The following is a 20176-nucleotide window of genomic DNA, read 5'->3' as shown; positions in this document are numbered from 1 at the left end:
TCCGATAAGAAGAAGTTACGTATATATCTTCGTCTTATCTCCCAGAACAAATATGTTCTGCTGGAATTAGCACCTGCATCGCGGTTGCTGGGTTTCATCGGGCCAGTCCCTCCACCTCTCTGGATAAGAAAATATTCACTTAATTCTTACTATACGTAATTCCACTTTAATTGTCAAACAAATATAATAAATATAACAAATTATATTTTCTTCCTTACTGTTCATACTACCCATATACGAACATGCAAGGAGGATTATGAAATGCATCAAAATGCTCGCGGATATGTACAAGATTCTTTTCAATCATTACAAGAAGCTAAAAATTGTTTAGAAGAAGCGCTCGAAACAGTTGAAAAAGATTTTAATCGCGCTCGTATTGAACAATCACTTTATGCTGTTGAACAAGCTATTCAACGTTGCGAGTACACCGTTCACATTTTAGAAAAAGATTAAAAACTTCCCATCAATTGATGGGAAGTTTTTTCAAATGGCATACTTCATAATTATTGCCGTTATGATTAAAAAATATACAGAATTAGCAATTTCTAAAATTCCTACTTTTTTAATAGAAATTTTTTTGCCATACAACACAATTGCTCGAATGACACTTGGTATAAAAATAAGAGAACACCACGGATTAATCACAAATATGATTATCGTTAATACGATATGATATCCCCAAGATATAAGACGATACTTCGGGTTATTTTTTTCACGAATCATCGTTTTCACATAGAACGTACTACCTAAAAAGTATAAAAATGAAATAAGCGCAATGAATAATGCTGTATGATCGATTTGCTTCATTGAAAAGGAATAACTAATTAACCCACCGATACAAAACACAATAATCGCACAAATATCATTTAATAGTGCTCTTTCATTTTTTTGACGAGCGTAATACATATTCACTATAAATAATGGAATCATTACTATTACGAATAAAAGAATTCGCCACTCATATAATAAAGAAATCATCCCAAATAGGAACGCAATAAGAAAATAAATAATGGAAACTTGTAAAAACTCTTTTTTTCGTCTTTGCTTTATGTACGTAAGAAATGGGTACGTAGCTAAATAGATAAAGAACCACGCTAAAAACAATGGAATATGATAAATAGTAGGTTTCCCAAGTATGACACTTAATAAAAAAGGAATAACAAGCATGGCCCATGCACCATGTTGCTTCGGAATAACTAACTTCATTAACTATACACCTCCCTTTTGAAAAAAGTTCTCACCTACAATTATACAAATAATTTTATATAATAGCGGATGCATATTGAATCGATTTTTTGACAAAAAAATGCTCCTTACATTATGTAAGAAGCATGAAAGAGGCAAACGAATATGTAAGTCGCGACCCTACCTTATATGAGTATGCTTTTCTATGTCACGTTATGCTCATCTAATATACCGTATTTCTTTTTAAATCTTGTAAGAATCGTAATCCATGAAGTACTAAATAGTAATAAGAAAATAACATTCGAAATCGCATGGCTCAAATCAAAGTAAAAACTTGCGATATAATACGAAATGACAGTTTCCCATGTTGCTTCTCGTATAAAACCGAGAAGGCCCCAGAAATTCATAATCCAGCCAAATAAAAAGCCAACAATTACTCCGTAAAGAAGTCTTCCCCATAGCTTTTTCATAAAAAATGTATTACGAAGTAAACCTGCTATAAAACCAATCATGCCCCACGAAAACATTTGCCACGGTGTCCATGGACCTTGTCCTAAAAAAATATTAGATACGATTGCTGCTGTAGCACCAATCATAAAACCAGTTTCACTTCCAAATACAATTGCAGAAACGATAATGACAAAAGAAGTTGGTTGTACACTTGGTAAAATAGAAAATGGCACCCGGCTTACTGCTGCAATTGCCGCTAATACAGCAACGAGAACAATTTCACGTGAAACAAACGCCTTTCTTTCAAAACGGATATAGAAAGGTAACATAATAACCGCTAATAGAAACAAACTACTTAACATGTAATAACCATCCATAACAAGTGTCGTAAAGAGTAATGTGCCGATTATTACTGCAAAGATACATATTATGAATGCAACATATTGTTTGGACAAGCTTCGTACACATCCTCCCACGTTAATGCATATGGCAATTCTTTTCGAATGAATCGATTAATAGATGTTGTATAAAAGAAGTTGCCGCTAAAAAATTCTTTCGGTGCATCATTCATAATGACTGTTCCATCAAATAACATCATACATTGATCCACGTATTTCGCTGCAAACTCAATATCATGCGTTGCCATTACAATTGTTGTACCTTCTTTTTGCAGCTTCCTAAATAGTTCTCCTACTCTTTCTTTCTTCCATGGATCCAATCCCTTTGTCGGTTCATCAAGTAATAATAACGTTGGCTTTGATAATAACGTTGTACATAACGCAAGTAATTGTTGCTCTCCTCCGCTACAATCATGCGGATGGCGTTCTTTAAGCGAGTACAACCAAAACTGTTTTAGCGTATCTTCTGCTATTTCTTTTCCTTGTTCTCCATATAATTCACGCGCACGTTCATAAACCTCGTCCCATACTGTATCAAATGTAAAATGGTAATACGGATGCTGCGATACATACCCAATACTTTTAAACCGTTCTTTCGAATCGATTTTATGTACCACTTTTCCGTTCCACTTTACTTTTCCTCTTCTCGCTTTTTGTAATCCTGCTAAAATCGTTAACAGTGTAGACTTACCTGTACCGTTCTTCCCAACGAGCGCTACCCATTTTCCTTTTTCAATTGGAACTGATAAATCACGTAAAATAAGCGGACTATTTTTTTCATATTGGAAGGAAATATGCTCTGCGCTTAAAATTACCTCTTGCTTTTCACTTTGTGCTATTGGGTCATTTACATATGATATCGCTGCAAAATCATTCATTTTCATTTGCGCCTCTCGCACTGTAAACGGAATATCTCTCACATTCCACTCTAAAAATAGCCTTGGAATTTGCGGAATAAATGGACGGAATGTTTCTACTCCCCACATATCCGTAATAACAATTTTAGGACTACCATCATACATAATACGGCCATTATCCATACAAACAACGCGTGTTGCAAGCGGGATAACTTCATCTAAACGATGTTCACTTAAAATAATCGTAATTCCAAGTTCTTCATTAATCCGTTTTAATAATCCTAAAAACTCTTTTGCAGCGATTGGATCTAACTGCGCTGTCGGTTCATCTAATAATAGCAATTTCGGCTGCATAACTAATACCGCAGCTAAATTGACAAGCTGCTTCTGCCCACCAGATAACGTATGAACAGATTGATGCAATAAATCTTGAAATCCTAAAAAGCTAATAAGCTCTGCTATTCTTTTTTGAATAATATGTGATGGTAATCCGATATTTTCTAAAGAAAATGCTAATTCTTGAATCACTGTATCCATAACAATCTGGTTTTCTGGGTTTTGAAATACCATCCCAATTTCTTGGGCAGATAACAAATCAGCTACTTCCTCTATTAAAACACCCTCATAAAATATCTCTCCAGAACGCGTACCAATTGGAAGTAACTCCTTTTTAAAATGTTTTAATAACGTCGTCTTCCCAGATCCCGATCCTCCAGCAAGTGCAATAAACTCACCTTTTTGAACAGAAAGAGAAATATGCTGTAACGCTTTTTTATTTTCATCAGCATATACAAATGATAAATTGTTTATTTCTGCATGCGCCACCATATCCATTCCCTTCCTTCCATCATAATTGGTAAACTAATAAACAGTGTAAATAATACAAACATCATTCCATCGTATTGCTGGAATAAAATAGATTCGACTTTCGGATAAATAATCAATTTCCCTCCGCCATAATTACTACATACAATAGCAGCTATAAATAAAATGATTAAATAACTGAGCGTATACCAATCACGCCTTTCCATTCTATAGCGAATATACGTCGTACGCTTCGTTACACCAAATCCACGAGCTTGCATAGAATCTGCCGTTTGCAGTGCATCTTCTAATGAACAAATTAATAATACTTGCAGCAATTGCATACCATTTTTGACGCGTTCTATTATCGAACCTGAATCTACCTGCACACCTTTCGTTTTTTGGACGAGTGTGATTTTCTTTAATCGCCTTATAAACAAAGGAACAAATCTCACTGTAATCATCGTTAACAATGCAACTTTCGGTGAAATTCTTGAAAACAAATATAAAAATTTATGACTGGAAATAATATCATTGTATGACGCAAACGTAAACATAACTGCAACTAGTAATAACCCCATTACTATTCCAAACATAATCGCCTCAAGCTTAATACGGCTATCACCTAACCAAAATAACGTAGTTCGACCTCTATGCGTTAATAACGAATTAAATAAAATTACCATAAAAAGGAAAACAATTGTGCTCGGTAGCATCTTTCTTATCTTTTCGCTATTTCCTTGCATCACATTTAACATAATAATTAATACTATTGCTCCAATTAAAAAAAGAGGATGAAGACACATCGTACATAGTATCATCACCCCGATATAATAGAAAAAATTCACAAAAGGATGTAAAGAAGAAAAACTTATTTTCATAGCCCTTTACCGAATGCCTTTCTTATTGTAATACGTATACCCACTCAATTGTATCTCCTGGTTTTACCGTAGCTACACCAGCACTATGGTTTGGAAAAGCACCGTTCACACGATATTTCCATCCACTAGTATCCGCAATATCTTTTTCATATAAATCATTAATACCTTTTACATAAATACTATCTCTAGATCCGCTTGCATCAACATCTAATCCTGTACGTTGTAATACTTTATACACAGTATCGCCATCTTGTACATCCATCTTTTTCGCACCCATTATATATCCGTTATTTCCTTTTACCGAGATTGTTACTTGTTTTGCTTTAGGTACTGGTGGTACTGGTGGTGGCACTGGGTTTAGTGGTGGTACCGGTGTTGGTGGAGCTGGTACACTATTGTTCTCTTCTGGCTTTTTCTTTTGCTCCTGCTTCGGTGTTTCTTTCGGCTGATTCACAACCTTTGCTTCTTCTTTTACTTCTGGTGCTTTCGGTTGTTGTTTCTCTTCTTGTGCTTGTTGCTGCTCTGGTTGCTTATTTACAGCCGGCTGTTCTTTCGGTTGTTCCTGTTGTTTCTCTTCTTTCTTTACCTCTGGTTGTGCCTGCAGCTTTTCCTCTTTCGGCTTCTCTTCTACTTTTTGTTCTTGTTTCTCTTTCTGTTCTTCTTGTTGCTTTTGTTCTGATTCAGCTTGCTTTTCTTCTGTTTTTTCTTCCGGCTTCGCTTCATCTTTTTGTTCTTCTTGTTTCGCTACCTCTTCTTGCTTCGGTTCTACCTTCTTCTCAGGCTTTACAGCTGCCTCTTCACATCCGGCAAGTAGCCCGAGCGAAAGCAGTAAAGAAATGAACCATTTCACCTTACTCATCCTATCTCTCACCTTTCATACGAAAATTAGGAGCAAATAATTGCTCCTAATTTTTTGTTAAGCTGCTTTACGTCTCCATAATACATATGCAGAAGCAATACATAATACACCCATACCTACTTCTGTTGCTGCGCTATGAGAAGGTGCTCCTGTTTTTGGTAGACTGTTACCGTTTCCGATTTTTTTATTCTTAACCGGTTCGTTATCTACAACTACTTTTAGATTTTCATCTTTTGTTTCTTGTTGTACTTGTTTTTGTTCTTTCGGTTCTTCAATAACTTCTTTTTCTACTACATTATTTTCTGGTTCAACGACCTTTTCTGGCTCTTCAATCGGTTTTGGCTTAATTACATCACCAGCGTCTACATTAGACCAATCATAAATAGATTTTCCCATTTCCTTAAATTGAAGTAATGCTAAAAGAGCCTGTTCTGTAGCCATTCCGTTACCATTTTGATCACTTGGTAACCATTTAAATTCACCATTTGAAAGTTGATATGATAATAGGTTTTGCATTGCCTTATGAAGACGATTTTGATCTACATCTTTAACAAGCGATAATCCAATAATTGCTTGCGCAGTACTATTTGAATTTTCTTGTCCATCAGCTGAAAAACCGCCATTTTGCAGCTGTTCGTTATATAAATATGCAACAGCTTTTTGTATAGCTGGTTTCACATCTGATCGCTCTTGATAAGGAGCTAATGCTGATAAAACCATACCTGTTACATCAACGCTACTAGCACTATCTTTACTACCTGAACTATTATAAGTCCATCCACCGTCTGTATGCTGATTATTTAACAGTGCTTCAACTAAAGCAACTCTGTTCCATTTTGATTCAACTGGAATCTCATACTTCTTCGTATCAAATGCAAGTAAAGCAAATGCATAACCTGTAACAGAATTCACTTTATCTGACTCATACAATTTTTGAACTAAATTATGCCCACCTACATTTTTAGGGTCTGCACTCATTGCATTCATCATAATAATTGTTCTAGCTAAATCTGTCGCTGAAAAACGATTAATGCGCTTTTCTACTTTTTCAGTTACTGACTTAACATAATTTAATTTTGCCTCAATTGGCACATTCTTTCCAGAACGAGAAAGCGCTACAGCTACCCAGTCACTTTCAATTCCATCTTGTAACATCTTATCTGATGTTTTAGAAATGGCTTCGTTTAATTGTGCACTTGGATTTTGAATGTTCTCTTGCTTTGGTTGTTCTGGTTTTTCATCATTTGTTTTTGTACCATCTGGTTTTTCTTGTTTTGAACCATCCGTCTTTGGTTCTTCTGGTTTTTCTTGTTTTGGATCATTCGTCTTTGGTTCTTCTGGTTTTTCTTGTTTTGGATCATCCGTCTTCGGTTCTTCTGGTTTTTCTTGTTTTGGATCATCCGTCTTTGGTTCTTCTGGTTTGCCACCGTTAGGTTCTTCTGTTTTACACGTCCCGAACTTATCTAACGTTTCTTTCAATGTTTCCTGGCTTATATTGCTCCAGTCTGAAACAAAGCGAAAGACAACAACATCTCCAGATTTTAATTTATAACTATCTGCTCCGACTTCTGCAGACTTATCATTTACATCATACAGCCAAGCACTTGTAGCCCCGGCCATTAAACCATCGATTCCTTTTACATATGTTCCAAACGACATCGTTTCAGATTCTACTTTGTCCCCCATGACCTTTTGCAGCAAACTTAAAGCTGTTTCCCCATCTTTAATTTGCTCTTCTTTCGGACATAACATAATGCCCTTTTGTGATTCCCCAATAATTGCAAGTTTTGCTGTATTTTCTTCAGCAAACGTAATATGTACTGTATTCGCAAAAGAAACAAATACAAGTGTCACTGCCATTAACGACGTAAGCAGCCACTTTTTCAACATTGCCATCCCAAAATTTCCTCCCTTACTACCATTTACACAAAAAAAGGCCCTTCAAGGGCGTGCGATTGACACTCTCTTTTTGTAAGTGTCGAACAAAAATGTACAACACCTCCTACCCGCATTATTCGCGGCTATATTTGTATAGGAAAAATAATTTTGTTTATGAACGTATCATTGTGATAACATTCACTTTTCTTGGCACAACTTACTTCCATTTAAGTTATCGTAAAACGATAAACCTATACATTCTGTAAATTTTAAATTTCTGTATTATTTTACTATTGACAAAGAATTTTGTCCATGCTTTATCGGATTTATTTTCTAAGAATAATAACTTATTAACTCTTAACGATGTAAACTCTTTTCACTAATAATGACGCCATCTTCATCCGCATAGACATATTCATTTGGATTCCAATCCACTTGTCCAAAGTGCAATGAAATATTTCGTTCTCCTTTTCCTTCTTTCACACTTCTATTTGGCATCGTTCCTAACGCTAAAATACCAATATTAATATTCTTTAGTTCACTAGAATCACGAACATACCCATTCACAATAATTCCTGCTAGCTTTCTTTCTTCCGCAATAGCTGCCAAATTATCACCAAGTAACGCACAATTCGTAGACGCTCCGCCATCAACAACTAATACTGTTCCTTCTGGTAATGTTTGCAATCCTTCCTTCACTAGTACATTATCATCTTTCACTTTTACAGTTGCAATTTTCCCGTGGAATTGTTCTTTCTTCCCAAAAGACCGAAAAGACTGGCGACATATTTGTAATTCCTTTTCAAATTCATCACATAGATCAGTAGTTTTCCACATCTTGTTCCCTCTTTTCCTTTTTCTTTCTACATAACATATTCTTGGCTTATTATCGTTTCCCTGTCTAATATTGCAATAATTTGTACGTGCGGGAAAAGGATACAAAAACTATTGCCTTAAGAAGCTACCTTTATTATAATCTATTTCACAGATTAAATTCAGAATATTAAAAATTAACCAAGTGAAGAAGGAGGGATTTTATGCAAATACAAACTGAGGCAAAAAAACAACCTAGTAACCAAAAGTTTAAAATGCCTGATGCGTACGTACTACTATTTTTTATTGCCTTACTTTGCGCCATTGCTACGTACTTCGTTCCTGCTGGAGAATTTAAAAGGGTTACAAACGGGACCGTTACAACGACAATACCAGGTAGCTACCATTCTGTTCCGCAATCACCCGTAGGATTTGTTTCTTTTTTTACCGCTATTGAAAAAGGAATGACACTTGCTGCTCCTATTATCTTTCTAATTTTATTTACAGGTGGAACTATTGCAATTCTTGAAAAAACAGGTGCTCTTGACGGTTTAATCTATCATGTTATTAACAAATTTCGTAATCAGCAATTACTTTTCATTTGTATAGTTGCTGCTCTTTTTTCTATTCTTGGAACGACTGGTATTATCGTTAACTCAGTTATCGGTTTTATCCCCATCGGCATCATCGTTGCACGCACGTTAAAATGGGACGCTATCGTCGGTGTAGCAATTATTTATTTAGGCACTTATGCTGGTTTTAATGCTACTATTTTATCTCCCTCACCTTTAGGCATTTCACAAAAGATCGCAGAACTTCCGATGTTTTCCGGGATTGGTTTACGCACCGCAATCTATATATCTTTTTTACTTGCCACTATCCTTTATATAAATTGGTATGTAAAACGCTTGAAAAAATCAAATAAAGGAAGCATCCTTGGCGACAACTGGTTTCCCAGTAACGCTCTTTCAAGCGAAAAAGAAGCAGAGAAAAAAGAAGTCCCTTGGACGATACGTCATAAATTAATTTTACTCGTTTCAGCTTTATCATTAATTGCATTTTTAATAGGCGCTTTTCGTCTACATTGGACGGACGCAGAAATGACCGCTACTTTTATTTTCATAGCAATTACAGCAGGAATAATAGGTGGCATGAAAGCAAACGATATCGCATCCACTTTTCTAACTGGCTGCCAAAATCTTATCTACGGTGCTTTAATCGTCGGAATGGCTCGCTGTATTTCAGTCATTTTAGAACAAGGCAAATTACTTGATACTATCGTTAACCAGCTCGCACAGTCTCTTGAAGGACAAAGCCCTGTATTTGGCGTTATCGGTATGTACGTAAGTAGTGCTGCATTACATTTCCTTATTTCATCCGGGACAGGAGAATCGGTTATTTTTATTCCGATATTAGCTCCATTAGCTGATTTCATGCACATTACACGCCAAGTTACAGTACAGGCTGTTATGCTCGGAGAAGGTGTAGTAAACTGCTTAAATCCAACTTCCGGTGTTTTAATGGGCGTTCTCGCAGCAAGCGGGATTTCTTATGGAAAATGGATTCGTTTCATGGCTCCACTTGCACTCATTTGGTTTATCATTGGACTTGTTTTTCTTATTGTTGGGGTGAATATTGAGTGGGGACCTTACTAAATACTTAACTAGATAAATAAGCACTATCGTTCCATATAAATATCTATTCTATTTCCCTCACTAGTCCTATAAAAATCATTTATTCTAGTAAAAATATAAGAAGGGATTGATCATAATGATCAATCCCTTTTATCAAAATATAATACCTTTAAAAATCTTAGTTCCAGATTTTATTTACCCATTCTGGATGATCAATAAAAGGGTTGCGGTTATGTTGATATTTTGTAAAAATCACTTCATTACGCTTTCGCTCTAAATCATCGACCGGGTCTTGTTCATTCCATTTTAATAAGACAGATAGTTTCCCCATGTATGGATCTTTATTGTTATTCACTTTTTCATTTAGTTCTAAATCTATTTCGCCGTTGTCTCCCTCGTAACGAACAGCCATATAAAACAGCATTCTAGCAATATCTCCTTTTACACTATCACGAGGTTCCCAAGAATCACTATCATATTTACATTCTGTCGCTTCAGAATGATTTACACCACCGTTATCAAAATCTAGATTTCCACGTGAACTATTTACAGATACATCCGTCGCTCTTAAATGATGTAGATCTGTTCCAGGTCCTGCAGTCGTTCCAAAGTCACCGTGAGATTTTGCCCAAACATGCTCTCGGTTCCAGTTATTTACTCCTGATCCATTCGTAAGTTTCCCTTGCGAACGACCAGTATATAAGAGTATCACATTATTTTTATTATTCGGATCTTCATCAGTATCTCTTAACGCTTCCCAAACCGCACTGTATGATAACTTTGTATGATTATCAATAATATTATGCAATTCCTTCTTTAATTCTAACCCCGTTTTTCCTATTGCGTTATTATAATATGTATCGTCATAATTTTTTACAATAATCTCCTGTGCTGATGCAGGAACCACTTCACCATGTATAATAGTATCTGTGAATGATAGAGATGCAGAACCTAAAATAAAAAATGAAGATAGTGTAACCATAGCAATCTTTGTATTTCGAAACTTCATATACCCATTCCCCTTTAAAATATAATTTAAAGCTATTAACTAAAAAGTGCTTTCTAACCCCCGAAACCTTTTAGAAACCCATACCCCTTTTCTGTTTATTTAATACAAGACTCTATCCAGTCTGTATCACTTCTAAACTTTTTGTTTATTCACATTCCAAACAATTTCACTTTTTACAAGGAATATCCTTTTCTTATAAAGATTATTAACATATTCTTTACAACTAAAAAGTAGTTTAATATTAACTTATAAATTTAAATTTATTTATGCAATAATGCATATTTGATAAATACTTTAAAAACAGTTTGAATAAAATGCATTCAAAGAAAACCGTGCCACAAAACAGATACGGTCTAAGACAGAAATAATAAAAATTAAGATGATAGCTCGACTTTTCCCTTTTCCATAACTATCTTTATTTTTGTGTAAAACCTTTCTTTCTCTGAATAATACGTACAAAAATAGATTGGATACCATGTAGGCACCAATCTATTTTAATTAAAGAAACTGTGTCAATTCTGAGTTCACAACACGTTGTGCAGTAATAATAACATTTTCAGCTGTTAGTCCATAAACACTATATAGTCCACCAGGTTGATTAGGAACAATTTGAACTTCATATTCAAATGCTTGTCCAAGAGCAGGATGAACTAAACTTAGAGTTGCAAAAGTAGAAGCATTAGAATTCACATTGAAGTTTACCTGTTCAATTAATACTAATGAACCGTCAAGTCTAAAAACTCTAGCTACTCCAGTAAGTGGGCCCGCAGTACGGTTAAGGATCTTCACCCTAACTTTATTTGCATTAGCAGGTTGATTTCCTACGTTTTCAATTGGTCCTGTAGTAAGAGCCATATAACACCACCTCCATTATATTATTATTATATTCAATGATAAACATTAATGTTATAGTCTAATTACCTAATTTATTTAAAATAAAAAGAAGCTCCAAATTCTATTATATTTAGGTCATAGATATTAAACTTAATAAAATCAAAGGCAGGAACATATTTGATATGTTCCTGCCTTTTTATTGTGGGATACCGATAAATAGCCCTCTAGCTAAGATTTTAAAGTGCTACAAAATCAAAAATTTTATCTCACCAAAGTTTTCTACGAGAATCCAGTGAACAGCTTATTTACATAATTTTTGTTCTCAGAAGTTGATCTTGTAGCGCTCTTTCTCGTAATTCACTATGTTTTCCAAAGAAAATAGTGAAAAACAGGGCGGAATACATTTACAAAATGACAAAACTGTAAGAATACACGAATGTTTGTAAGAAAGTTCGATGTTTTCTTTTTCCTTTTTTTATTATAGTGAAAAAGAAGAACAAAATATTCTCTTATGTAGGAAAGGAAGATAATAATGATCGATCTATTAAATAAATGGATGTTAGAAAGTACAGCCAATTTTAATATCGTTGTAGGACTTACAGCACTTCTATTTTTGGGTTCAGTAATTGCACTTATTATTATTTACAAAAAATTGGTAAACCGGTTGAAAGAACAAATGCTATTTATTTAAAAATTACTTCTCGTATGTTTACTACTCAAATTCTAATGAATGCTATATTTATTTCTTTAGTTGGTAAAGATATTGAGAATTTCCGTCAAATCTTTATATTATTTGAAGCTTTTGTATTCTTTATTGGAGCTATTTATTCGTTTAAATTATATAGACAGGAGTACAAATGATTCACTTATAGAAACAATAAAAACAGTAGTGATTTTACATTACTGTTTTTATTGTTCATTTTAATTGTAAACTTTTCATTTTTAGTTAACTGTATATTCTATACATATGAGGTTAACATAACCCATCATTAGCGTTAGCGAGGAAAAAGGACAACCCTGCTCTCACAAGTGAACCCTTTTTTAGTTCTATGAATCTATACATATTATATACATTCCTATCCTAACGTGGTTTTAGTGCTCTTGTTTGTTACTGGATTAGCCAAAAAACTGTATAAAATCTTGCATACTATTAGCTTGTTTTTTCAAAAATACTGGCATCCCCCAATTTGTGCTTTCTTATGGATATTTCTTGACTCCTCATTAAAACACTCTCCTGTTCTTTGTCTACCTTTAAGAATAAACCCTGCTTGTTTATTTCAAGTTCTTGCATCGAGGTTTTACCTTCTCCCAAAGCCAAACAAACAATTCAGATTACATGCCTATATCAAACTAAACATTCAATCTTTATCCAGTTTGTAAATAAAATAGGATAATCAGCCCCATAACGGACTAACTATCCTATAAATTATTATCTAAATTCAATAAAGTGAAACTTTAATCAGCCCTCACCAATCGGGCTTTTACGGGCAGTTGATCCCCACCTAATTTCTTTGCTTCCGCTGAAATTTGAGATGAGGGTCTTACTGCCCGGCAAATAGCGGGATAAAACTAGAACTTCTTTTCCTATGTATATTTACTTCGTTACCTCTCCAAACTGCGCTCTCGTCACTTTCGCCAAGTCATCTACTTTAAGCTCAATTTGTATACCAATTTTCCCGCCACTTACTATCATCGTTTCAAGTGATTGGGCACTTTCATCAATACATGTAGAAAATAACTTCTTCATTCCGACTGGTGAACAACCACCACGAATATATCCTGACACTTTCGTAATATCTTTAACAGGAATCATTTCAATTTTCTTTTCACTTACTGCTTTTGCGGCAGCTTTTAAATTTAGTTCCTCATCTACCGGAATAATAAACACATGATAATTTTTACTATTCCCTTGAGCGATTAACGTTTTATATACTTCTCTCACTTCTCGTCCAATTTTCTCGGCTACTGATACGCCATCAATTTTCCCATCGTCTGGATCATATGACATCATCGAATATTCAATTTTTTCTTTATCTAATATTCGCATCGCATTTGTTTTATCTTTTTTCATAGTGATCTCCTTAAAAGGTTATTTCATATTATTAAGTTTTATTATACACCCTTTTCCATTTCTCCTACATAACTTCACGTATATTTCAAAACTAAAAATATTGATAATTCAAAAATCATCTGATATAATTTGGAAAAACTTACGTTAAGGAGAGATTTGCAATGCTAAATTTTAATACTTCTTTCCAACTTCATCATCAAACGTAACGCCGTGTATCCGAAGAAAAATTTTTCTTCGTGGGTACAGGGCTTTTCCTGTTGACCCACGAAGCGTTCATAAAGCTATGTGGGTATTTTTATACCTGCATAGCTTTTTTTAATTTGAAAAAGGAGTGATTATGATGGAAATGAGAAATGTAAAAGGAACGAAAGACTATTTACCAGAGGAGCAAGTGCTGCGAAATAAAATTAAAAGAGCTTGTGAAGATACGTTTGAACGATACGGATGCAAACCTTTAGAAACGCCGACGTTAAATATGTATGAGCTTATGTCTTACAAGTACGGCGGTGGCGATGAAATATTAAAAGAAATATATACACTTCAGGATCAAGGAAAACGTGAGCTCGCCTTACGATACGATTTAACTATTCCATTCGCAAAGGTTGTGGCAATGAATCCGAACCTCCGCCTCCCTTTTAAACGTTATGAGATTGGGAAAGTATTTCGAGATGGGCCAATTAAACAAGGAAGATTTCGTGAATTTATACAATGCGACGTTGATATCGTCGGTGTTGAGTCTGTCATGGCAGAAGCTGAACTTATGGCTATGGCGTTTGAGCTGTTCCGAACGTTAAACTTAGAGATAACGATCCAATATAATAACCGAAAATTGTTAAATGGTATTCTTCAGGCCATTAACATCCCTACTGAGTTAACAAGTGACGTCATTTTATCATTAGATAAAATCGAAAAGATTGAGATTGATGGTGTACGAAAAGATGTATTAGAGCGCGGAATTTCTGAAGAAATGGCTGATACGATATGTAATACCGTATTATCTTGTCTAAAGCTTACTATCGCTGACTTTAAAGAAGCTTTCAATAATCCACTCGTTGCCGATGGAGTAAACGAATTACAACAATTACAGCAATATTTAATCGCCCTTGGAATAAATGAAAATACGATATTCAACCCGTTTTTAGCGCGAGGACTCACAATGTATACAGGTACTGTATATGAAATCTTTTTAAAAGATAGATCGATTACATCTAGCATCGGTAGCGGCGGCCGTTACGATAACATTATCGGAGCATTCCGTGGTGATAACATGAACTATCCAACAGTCGGTATTTCATTCGGTTTAGACGTTATTTATACAGCACTATCACAGAAAGAAACGATATCATCTACAGCGGATGTATTTATCATCCCGCTCGGAACAGAATTACAATGCTTACAAATCGCCCAGCAATTACGTTCTACCACTTCCTTAAAAGTCGAACTTGAACTAGCAGGACGCAAATTAAAACGCGCCCTTAATTATGCCAATAAAGAAAATATCCCTTATGTGCTTATTATTGGGGAAGACGAACTTAGTACAAACACTGTTGTGTTGCGGAATATGAAGGAAGGTAGTGAGGTGAAGGTTCCGATTTCTTCTTTAAGTAGGTATTTATAATACGAACCACCCTCGTTTGGGTGGTTTTTCTATTTTATAGATACCTAACAATTAGTTTACATAAAATTATTATAATCTATTAAAAATACAAATAAACAATATCCAATTACCTATTATTTTTAGTAATATATAGATATGAATTATTTTAGGAGGATTAACTTTGAAAACCTACATCCAATTACTAAAGTGGACTACAGGGATCTATCATCTTTTATTACTTCCTTGTTATTATGTATTTCCAAGTCTTGTTAACCTATATGGGTTACCTTTACTACTATTGATTGTTTTTCATATCACTACTATTTTATTAGCTAAAAAGAAGGCATGAATACGTACCCTCATTATATCGGTATTATCGTTACTCTAGTTGCCTTCTTTCCTTATATAGACATCTTTCTACATATGATAGCAGCCATTTTCCTTTTATTAGATGCTGCTTCTACGAATGCAAAAGAAGTGTATGATTCATAGATGGATAAAATGAAACTTTCATCCATTGAGTTTTGAAATAGGTCAGCAAAAAGGGTTTACTTTTTAAGTAAACCTTTTTTAAATTCCCCTCCTTACTCCCGACCAATAAAAGAATATTCTGTTTAAATTTTATAAATTTCTAAACATTTATAAAACATTCAAATTAACATACATTTTAGTTATGTAAAAAATCTAAGTTTTAAGGAGATGAATCCATGCTGAAAAAGTTGGTAGCAGGTGCATTATTAACTGTTTCGTCGTTAACTGGAGGACTGGGATCAGTATCAGCTAGTACCGAAAAAAATTATACGATTTCCTCTTTCGAATATGTAACTGTAGATGAAAAGACTGTTGATTCGTCTAACAAATTGAGTGCTCCATCAAAGGAAGACGTAAAAATAACGTTAGTTCTACCGAAACAAAATCAAAATGGAGACTGGTTATCTTATGGATTTTCGAGCAAAGAAAGTTTAGAGTCTTTTATTGAAAAAGATAAACAAAGGTTGAATCATTCAATCACTCCCCTTGGTGTTGGAGGAAGCGGACCTGGTAGTACAGACTTCTATAAACGCACAAATCAAGGTAGCGAATATTTTTCTCTAAGTAGCGGTTATAAAAACTTGTCTGCTAGTTGGCAAAATCAAATTGTTTCTGTACGTACAGCAGCTCCTACTGCTAGCTATTCAACAACACTATGGGAACGTACTTCAACTGACGGATATGGAAAAGGTGTTGTTTTTAAACATGCTGATTGGTATGGTCAAACTGCAAACTTAAATAACTTTCCAACTTCAGCAGTTGAAGTTAAAAAGTAAAAAATATAGAAATAAAAGGTGTTTTCACGTATGGAAACACCTTTTATTTCTACAACTATTTCACATAACTCGTCTATATCAATTTCAACTCTTAACTATTATTTTTCGTATTCCTATTCTCCAAAACCTTCTCCATATTATGAGTTGCCCATTCCATCATTAATAGAATCACTGGACGTAGTGATTCACCAAGCTCAGTTAACGAATATTCAACTTTAGGTGGCACTTCACGGTATACTTCACGATGTATAATGCCATCAGCTTCAAGTTCTCTCAGCTGCAGCGTTAACATTCTTTGTGTGATATTTGGTTTTAATCTTTTTAATTCATTAAAGCGCTTTGTACCATCTAATAAATGATACAAAATTACCCCTTTCCATTTCCCTCCAATCACCTCAACCATAGCTTCAACTGGACAAGAATATTTATTTAAAAATGGGTAATTTATATTATTTTTGTTTGGACAATCCATAATAAATCCTTCCCTTAACAATAGTATCTTTTTGATACTATACCACATAAATGTGCGTACTTGTATCTATGTTACTTTAAAAATATAATTTACTTACAAAAATAAATTCATGAAAAGAGGAACTTTTATGACAAATACAAACGAAATTACAAAAGAAAAGATTATGGAGGCTTTTCATTTCAGACATGCATGTAAAGAATTCGATCCTATGCACAAAATTTCAGAAGAGGATTTTAAATTTATTTTAGAAACAGGCAGATTATCTCCTTCTTCTTTTGGATATGAGCCTTGGAAATTTATTGTTGTACAAAATAAAGAATTAAGAGAAAAACTACAACCGTATTCATGGGGCGCTGGTGGGCAACTTGCAACAGCTAGTCATTTTGTTATTGTTCTTTCAAGAAACATTAAAGATATGCATTATGATGCAGAGTATATTAAATATATGATGAACGATATTATTGGATTGCCTGAAGACACTCAAAAAATTAGATATGAATTCTTCAAAAAGTTCCAGGAAACAGATTTTAACTTATTACAATCCGATCGTGCTGTATTTGATTGGGCATCTAAACAAACTTATATTGCTTTAGGTAATATGATGACGAGCGCAGCTCAAATCGGTATTGATTCTTGTCCAATAGAAGGATTTGATAAAGAGGAAGTAGATTCTTTACTTCGTCAAGAAGGCATTATACAAGACGATAACTTTGAAGTATCAGTTATGGTTGCCTTTGGTTACCGTAAAGAAGAGCCAAAGCGTGATAAAACAAGACAGACTATGGATACAATTGTTGAATGGATTAAGTAATATAGCACAGACAAATAATGCTCCTAATAGCTGGATACTTATACTAAAGAACTATCAGTCGTTTTTCTTATGTATGAATTTGGTTTTTCATGGAAAGATATGTTAGTATGTATACAGTTTGAGTGCTCTATTTTTAGAGTCGAACAGGAGGAGAATGAATATGTCTGATATTGAAGTTGGCGAAGTGTTTACTCTTAGTGATGAGAATAACGAAGAGCAAGAAGTAGAAGTACTTGGAGCGATGGATGTCGAAGGTGCAGAGTATATTGCTGTTGCCTTTGTTGAAGATATCCAAACAGAAACTGAGGAAGACATTGATATTTTCTTTTTAAAAGTAGAAGAAGATAATGAGTTTTCATACATTGAAAATGATGAAGAGTTTGATAAAGTATCTACTGCGTTTGAAAAGATTTTGGATGAGCAAGAGCAAGAATAGTATGAATGAAAAACACGCGGGCGGATGTATATCCGCCCTCTTTTTATTTATTACTCATCCAGAGACTCACGCAGTAATTGCAGTACATCTTTCATCGCAAAAGGTCCATCTTTTTTAACATGTTCCGCAAATTCTGAAACGAGACGTAATGTTCTCACACTTTCGATTGGATGCTCTCCTGATGCACTTTCAGCTGAAAGCATAACTGCATTCGTCCCGTCCAGTACAGCTTGAAACACATCAGTCACCTCTGCCCTTGTTGGAATAGAATGATCTACCATAGATTGAAGCATTTGTGTTGCTGTAATGACATATGTATTCGTTCGATTACATTCCTGAATCATCATTTTCTGTAAAAGCGGAATGCATTGATACGGTAACTCTACTCCTAAATCGCCCCTTGCAATCATAATTCCATCTGCTTCTTTACATATATCTTGAAAATTCTCGATTGCTTCCATCGTTTCTATTTTTGCAATTACATTAGGTGACGTTTCTTTATACTGTTGTATAAAATCTCGTATTTCTTTTATATGACTAGGTTTTCTTACGAAAGAACACGCGATAAAATCAACATTCTCTTCTAAAAGAAACTGAATATCTTTTTTATCTTTCTCTGTAATAGCTGGTAAACGAACAGCCGCATCTGGTAAATTAACTCCTTTATGAGATGAGATATTGCCACCTGTTTTTACCTTCGTTTCTATTTTGTCCGTACTTATCTTTTCAACAATTAATTCAACTTCTCCATCATTAATTAAAATTCTACTGCCTACTTTCACATCATTCGCAATTCCTTCATAATCAACGCTTGCTTCTGTATTACTCCCTGTAACTGATTGTGTATGTAAAATAAAAGAATCTCCTGCCTGAAGTGTAATTTGCTCTCCCTTCACTTCACCTAATCTTATTTTAGGTCCTTGTACATCACCCAAAAATTTAATAGAGTCATCTAATGATTTCACTAAACGAATGATGTCTTTATGACTTTCATGCGTGCCATGCGATAAATTCAGTCGAACAATTTTCATACCATTCTTTATTAACTGTGCTAACGTTTCTTTATTATTACTTGCGGGTCCAATTGTACAAATTCGATCGATTGTCATTTTTGTCACCATCCTTTTTTTAATAAGTTTCCCATATGAACTTAAAAATAACAGAGATTCTGACATGAATAGATTTAAATTTACATGAATTTCATAAAATTAAACCTGTATCCCTTGCTGGCTAAGCATTAGAAGATATATTCGCTTTTTTTGCAAATGAAGACATGTTGAATCGAAAGTAAAAGAAAAGTTAAGTATGGGATAAACCATTGAGAGTTTCGAAATTTTCATATATTGTATGAATTGAGTTCGAACTCAAAAATTTAAAAAGGTGGGAAAATTAGTGAATATGAAAAAATCTTTATCGGTGACAACTTTAGGGTTAGCGGTTTTAGGTTTTGGTTTTACTAATAACGCAAGTGCTTCAGAGGTCGATACTGTAGACAAGCAGCCCGTTTTAGTTGACTTTGATACAATTCAATCAACAAAAACATCTAGTGTTCCTAGTTTGACTGTTGTAGCTGCACCTAAGAATGACTCTAACATTAGCGTATATACTCCCTTTTTTGGTAACCCATATGCAGTTGCTAAATCGAATTCAACTACGACCGAAGACTATGTTTATGCAAAAGCAAGAACTTTCAATGGCGATGGCTCATTAGTGAATACGAAAAGTAATAGTGCAAAAAAATCATCCTTTGTAAGTGCTACAGCGACCAACACAAGCATTTATTATGGAGATGATTACGCTATCGGTAATCATACCTATAAATTAAGTGGTTATAATGATGTGAATCACGAAACAAAAGCTTTCTGGTAAGAAAGAGAAAA

The 20176-nt window shown here is 34.4% G+C and carries 20 protein-coding genes, 3 pseudogenes and 1 riboswitch; of the genes and pseudogenes, 9 read left to right on the top strand and 14 right to left on the bottom strand.

All coding sequences use genetic code 11. The features are described from left to right. Nucleotides 1-31: 31 nt before the first annotated feature. A riboswitch (SAM riboswitch) is annotated at nucleotides 32-130 on the bottom strand. Between the two features lie 131 nt (nucleotides 131-261). Further along, nucleotides 262-453: a hypothetical protein gene (locus tag IQ781_RS26790; protein WP_000554032.1), complete on the top strand. Its 192-nt coding sequence runs from the start codon at nucleotides 262-264 to the stop codon at nucleotides 451-453. A 30-nt stretch (nucleotides 454-483) separates the two neighbouring features. On the opposite strand, the gene IQ781_RS26785 is transcribed toward IQ781_RS26790, so the two are convergent. The 7 genes from IQ781_RS26785 to rraA all read right to left on the bottom strand — a co-directional run bounded on the left by IQ781_RS26785 (nucleotide 484) and on the right by rraA (nucleotide 8149). After that, nucleotides 484-1206, bottom strand: coding sequence for a YwiC-like family protein (locus IQ781_RS26785; protein ID WP_063220612.1), 723 nt, complete (start codon nucleotides 1204-1206; stop codon nucleotides 484-486). Nucleotides 1207-1388: 182 nt separating this feature from the next. Beyond that, the gene (locus tag IQ781_RS26780; protein WP_000043896.1) at nucleotides 1389-2090 is read right to left on the bottom strand and encodes an ECF transporter S component; all 702 of its coding nucleotides are present in this window, start codon (nucleotides 2088-2090) and stop codon (nucleotides 1389-1391) included. Then, nucleotides 2063-3724 (bottom strand): ABC transporter ATP-binding protein, encoded by a 1662-nt coding sequence (locus tag IQ781_RS26775; protein WP_065382099.1) that lies wholly within the window; start codon nucleotides 3722-3724, stop codon nucleotides 2063-2065. Before IQ781_RS26775 ends, IQ781_RS26780 begins: the two co-directional genes overlap by 28 nt. Further along, the gene (locus IQ781_RS26770; RefSeq protein ID WP_063220610.1) at nucleotides 3697-4575 is read right to left on the bottom strand and encodes an energy-coupling factor transporter transmembrane component T; all 879 of its coding nucleotides are present in this window, start codon (nucleotides 4573-4575) and stop codon (nucleotides 3697-3699) included. Before IQ781_RS26770 ends, IQ781_RS26775 begins: the two co-directional genes overlap by 28 nt. Nucleotides 4576-4597: 22 nt before the next feature. After that, nucleotides 4598-5434, bottom strand: a complete 837-nt coding sequence (locus tag IQ781_RS26765) for a DUF4430 domain-containing protein (protein WP_033695789.1) — start codon at nucleotides 5432-5434, stop codon at nucleotides 4598-4600. Nucleotides 5435-5491: 57 nt separating this feature from the next. Beyond that, nucleotides 5492-7330 carry a DUF4430 domain-containing protein gene (locus IQ781_RS26760; protein ID WP_139847141.1) on the bottom strand — a complete coding sequence of 613 codons (1839 nt, stop codon included), beginning with the start codon at nucleotides 7328-7330 and terminating at the stop codon, nucleotides 5492-5494. Nucleotides 7331-7669: 339 nt separating this feature from the next. After that, nucleotides 7670-8149, bottom strand: coding sequence for a ribonuclease E activity regulator RraA (gene rraA, locus IQ781_RS26755; protein ID WP_000266037.1), 480 nt, complete (start codon nucleotides 8147-8149; stop codon nucleotides 7670-7672). A 200-nt stretch (nucleotides 8150-8349) separates the two neighbouring features. On the opposite strand from rraA, the gene IQ781_RS26750 reads away from it, so the two are divergent. Continuing rightward, nucleotides 8350-9780: a YfcC family protein gene (locus tag IQ781_RS26750; RefSeq protein ID WP_139847142.1), complete on the top strand. Its 1431-nt coding sequence runs from the start codon at nucleotides 8350-8352 to the stop codon at nucleotides 9778-9780. A 157-nt stretch (nucleotides 9781-9937) separates the two neighbouring features. Here the strand turns inward: IQ781_RS26750 and IQ781_RS26745 are convergent, their stop codons facing one another. From IQ781_RS26745 to IQ781_RS28520, 3 genes and pseudogenes are all read right to left on the bottom strand, one after another. Beyond that, entirely contained in the window at nucleotides 9938-10768 is an 831-nt protein-coding gene (locus IQ781_RS26745) for an endonuclease I family protein (protein ID WP_000672196.1), read from the bottom strand. 498 nt (nucleotides 10769-11266) lie between these two features. Further along, nucleotides 11267-11623 carry a hypothetical protein gene (locus tag IQ781_RS26740; RefSeq protein ID WP_001229415.1) on the bottom strand — a complete coding sequence of 119 codons (357 nt, stop codon included), beginning with the start codon at nucleotides 11621-11623 and terminating at the stop codon, nucleotides 11267-11269. A gap of 287 nt (nucleotides 11624-11910) precedes the next feature. Beyond that, nucleotides 11911-12000: pseudogene (locus tag IQ781_RS28520) on the bottom strand (transposase); the annotation flags it as partial. A 134-nt stretch (nucleotides 12001-12134) separates the two neighbouring features. Here IQ781_RS28520 and IQ781_RS26735 point away from each other — a divergent pair. Further along, nucleotides 12135-12463, top strand: a pseudogene (locus IQ781_RS26735) (6-aminohexanoate hydrolase). 289 nt (nucleotides 12464-12752) lie between these two features. Here IQ781_RS26735 and IQ781_RS26730 read toward each other — a convergent pair. Then, complete coding sequence (locus IQ781_RS26730; RefSeq protein WP_180358751.1) at nucleotides 12753-12893, bottom strand: hypothetical protein; 141 nt, start codon at nucleotides 12891-12893, stop codon at nucleotides 12753-12755. A gap of 303 nt (nucleotides 12894-13196) precedes the next feature. Then, nucleotides 13197-13673: a Cys-tRNA(Pro) deacylase gene (gene ybaK, locus IQ781_RS26725; protein ID WP_000710860.1), complete on the bottom strand. Its 477-nt coding sequence runs from the start codon at nucleotides 13671-13673 to the stop codon at nucleotides 13197-13199. 340 nt (nucleotides 13674-14013) lie between these two features. Here ybaK and IQ781_RS26720 point away from each other — a divergent pair, with 340 nt between their 5' ends. The 3 genes and pseudogenes from IQ781_RS26720 to IQ781_RS26710 all read left to right on the top strand — a co-directional run bounded on the left by IQ781_RS26720 (nucleotide 14014) and on the right by IQ781_RS26710 (nucleotide 16577). Next, on the top strand, nucleotides 14014-15291 hold the full coding sequence (locus IQ781_RS26720) for a histidine--tRNA ligase (protein WP_139847143.1): 1278 nt from the start codon (nucleotides 14014-14016) through the stop codon (nucleotides 15289-15291). A 160-nt stretch (nucleotides 15292-15451) separates the two neighbouring features. Next, nucleotides 15452-15762, top strand: a pseudogene (locus IQ781_RS26715) (hypothetical protein). Nucleotides 15763-15977: 215 nt separating this feature from the next. Continuing rightward, nucleotides 15978-16577: a hypothetical protein gene (locus IQ781_RS26710; protein WP_016124937.1), complete on the top strand. Its 600-nt coding sequence runs from the start codon at nucleotides 15978-15980 to the stop codon at nucleotides 16575-16577. Between the two features lie 91 nt (nucleotides 16578-16668). On the opposite strand, the gene IQ781_RS26705 is transcribed toward IQ781_RS26710, so the two are convergent. Further along, nucleotides 16669-17049, bottom strand: coding sequence for a winged helix-turn-helix transcriptional regulator (locus tag IQ781_RS26705; RefSeq protein ID WP_079004642.1), 381 nt, complete (start codon nucleotides 17047-17049; stop codon nucleotides 16669-16671). Nucleotides 17050-17176: 127 nt separating this feature from the next. Here IQ781_RS26705 and IQ781_RS26700 point away from each other — a divergent pair, with 127 nt between their 5' ends. Next, nucleotides 17177-17860, top strand: a complete 684-nt coding sequence (locus IQ781_RS26700; protein ID WP_000185713.1) for an NAD(P)H-dependent oxidoreductase — start codon at nucleotides 17177-17179, stop codon at nucleotides 17858-17860. A 154-nt stretch (nucleotides 17861-18014) separates the two neighbouring features. Beyond that, nucleotides 18015-18296: a DUF1292 domain-containing protein gene (locus tag IQ781_RS26695; protein ID WP_002026117.1), complete on the top strand. Its 282-nt coding sequence runs from the start codon at nucleotides 18015-18017 to the stop codon at nucleotides 18294-18296. A gap of 50 nt (nucleotides 18297-18346) precedes the next feature. Here the strand turns inward: IQ781_RS26695 and IQ781_RS26690 are convergent, their stop codons facing one another. Beyond that, nucleotides 18347-19405 carry a pyruvate kinase gene (locus IQ781_RS26690; RefSeq protein ID WP_139245366.1) on the bottom strand — a complete coding sequence of 353 codons (1059 nt, stop codon included), beginning with the start codon at nucleotides 19403-19405 and terminating at the stop codon, nucleotides 18347-18349. Between the two features lie 283 nt (nucleotides 19406-19688). On the opposite strand from IQ781_RS26690, the gene IQ781_RS26685 reads away from it, so the two are divergent. Then, nucleotides 19689-20165 (top strand): XoxI protein, encoded by a 477-nt coding sequence (locus IQ781_RS26685; RefSeq protein ID WP_139847144.1) that lies wholly within the window; start codon nucleotides 19689-19691, stop codon nucleotides 20163-20165. Nucleotides 20166-20176 lie beyond the last annotated feature (11 nt).

Source organism: Bacillus sp. N447-1 (genome assembly GCF_022701035.1).
In the GTDB taxonomy this organism is placed as follows: domain Bacteria; phylum Bacillota; class Bacilli; order Bacillales; family Bacillaceae_G; genus Bacillus_A; species Bacillus_A cereus.
This window is presented reverse-complemented; position numbering and strand designations above follow the sequence as displayed.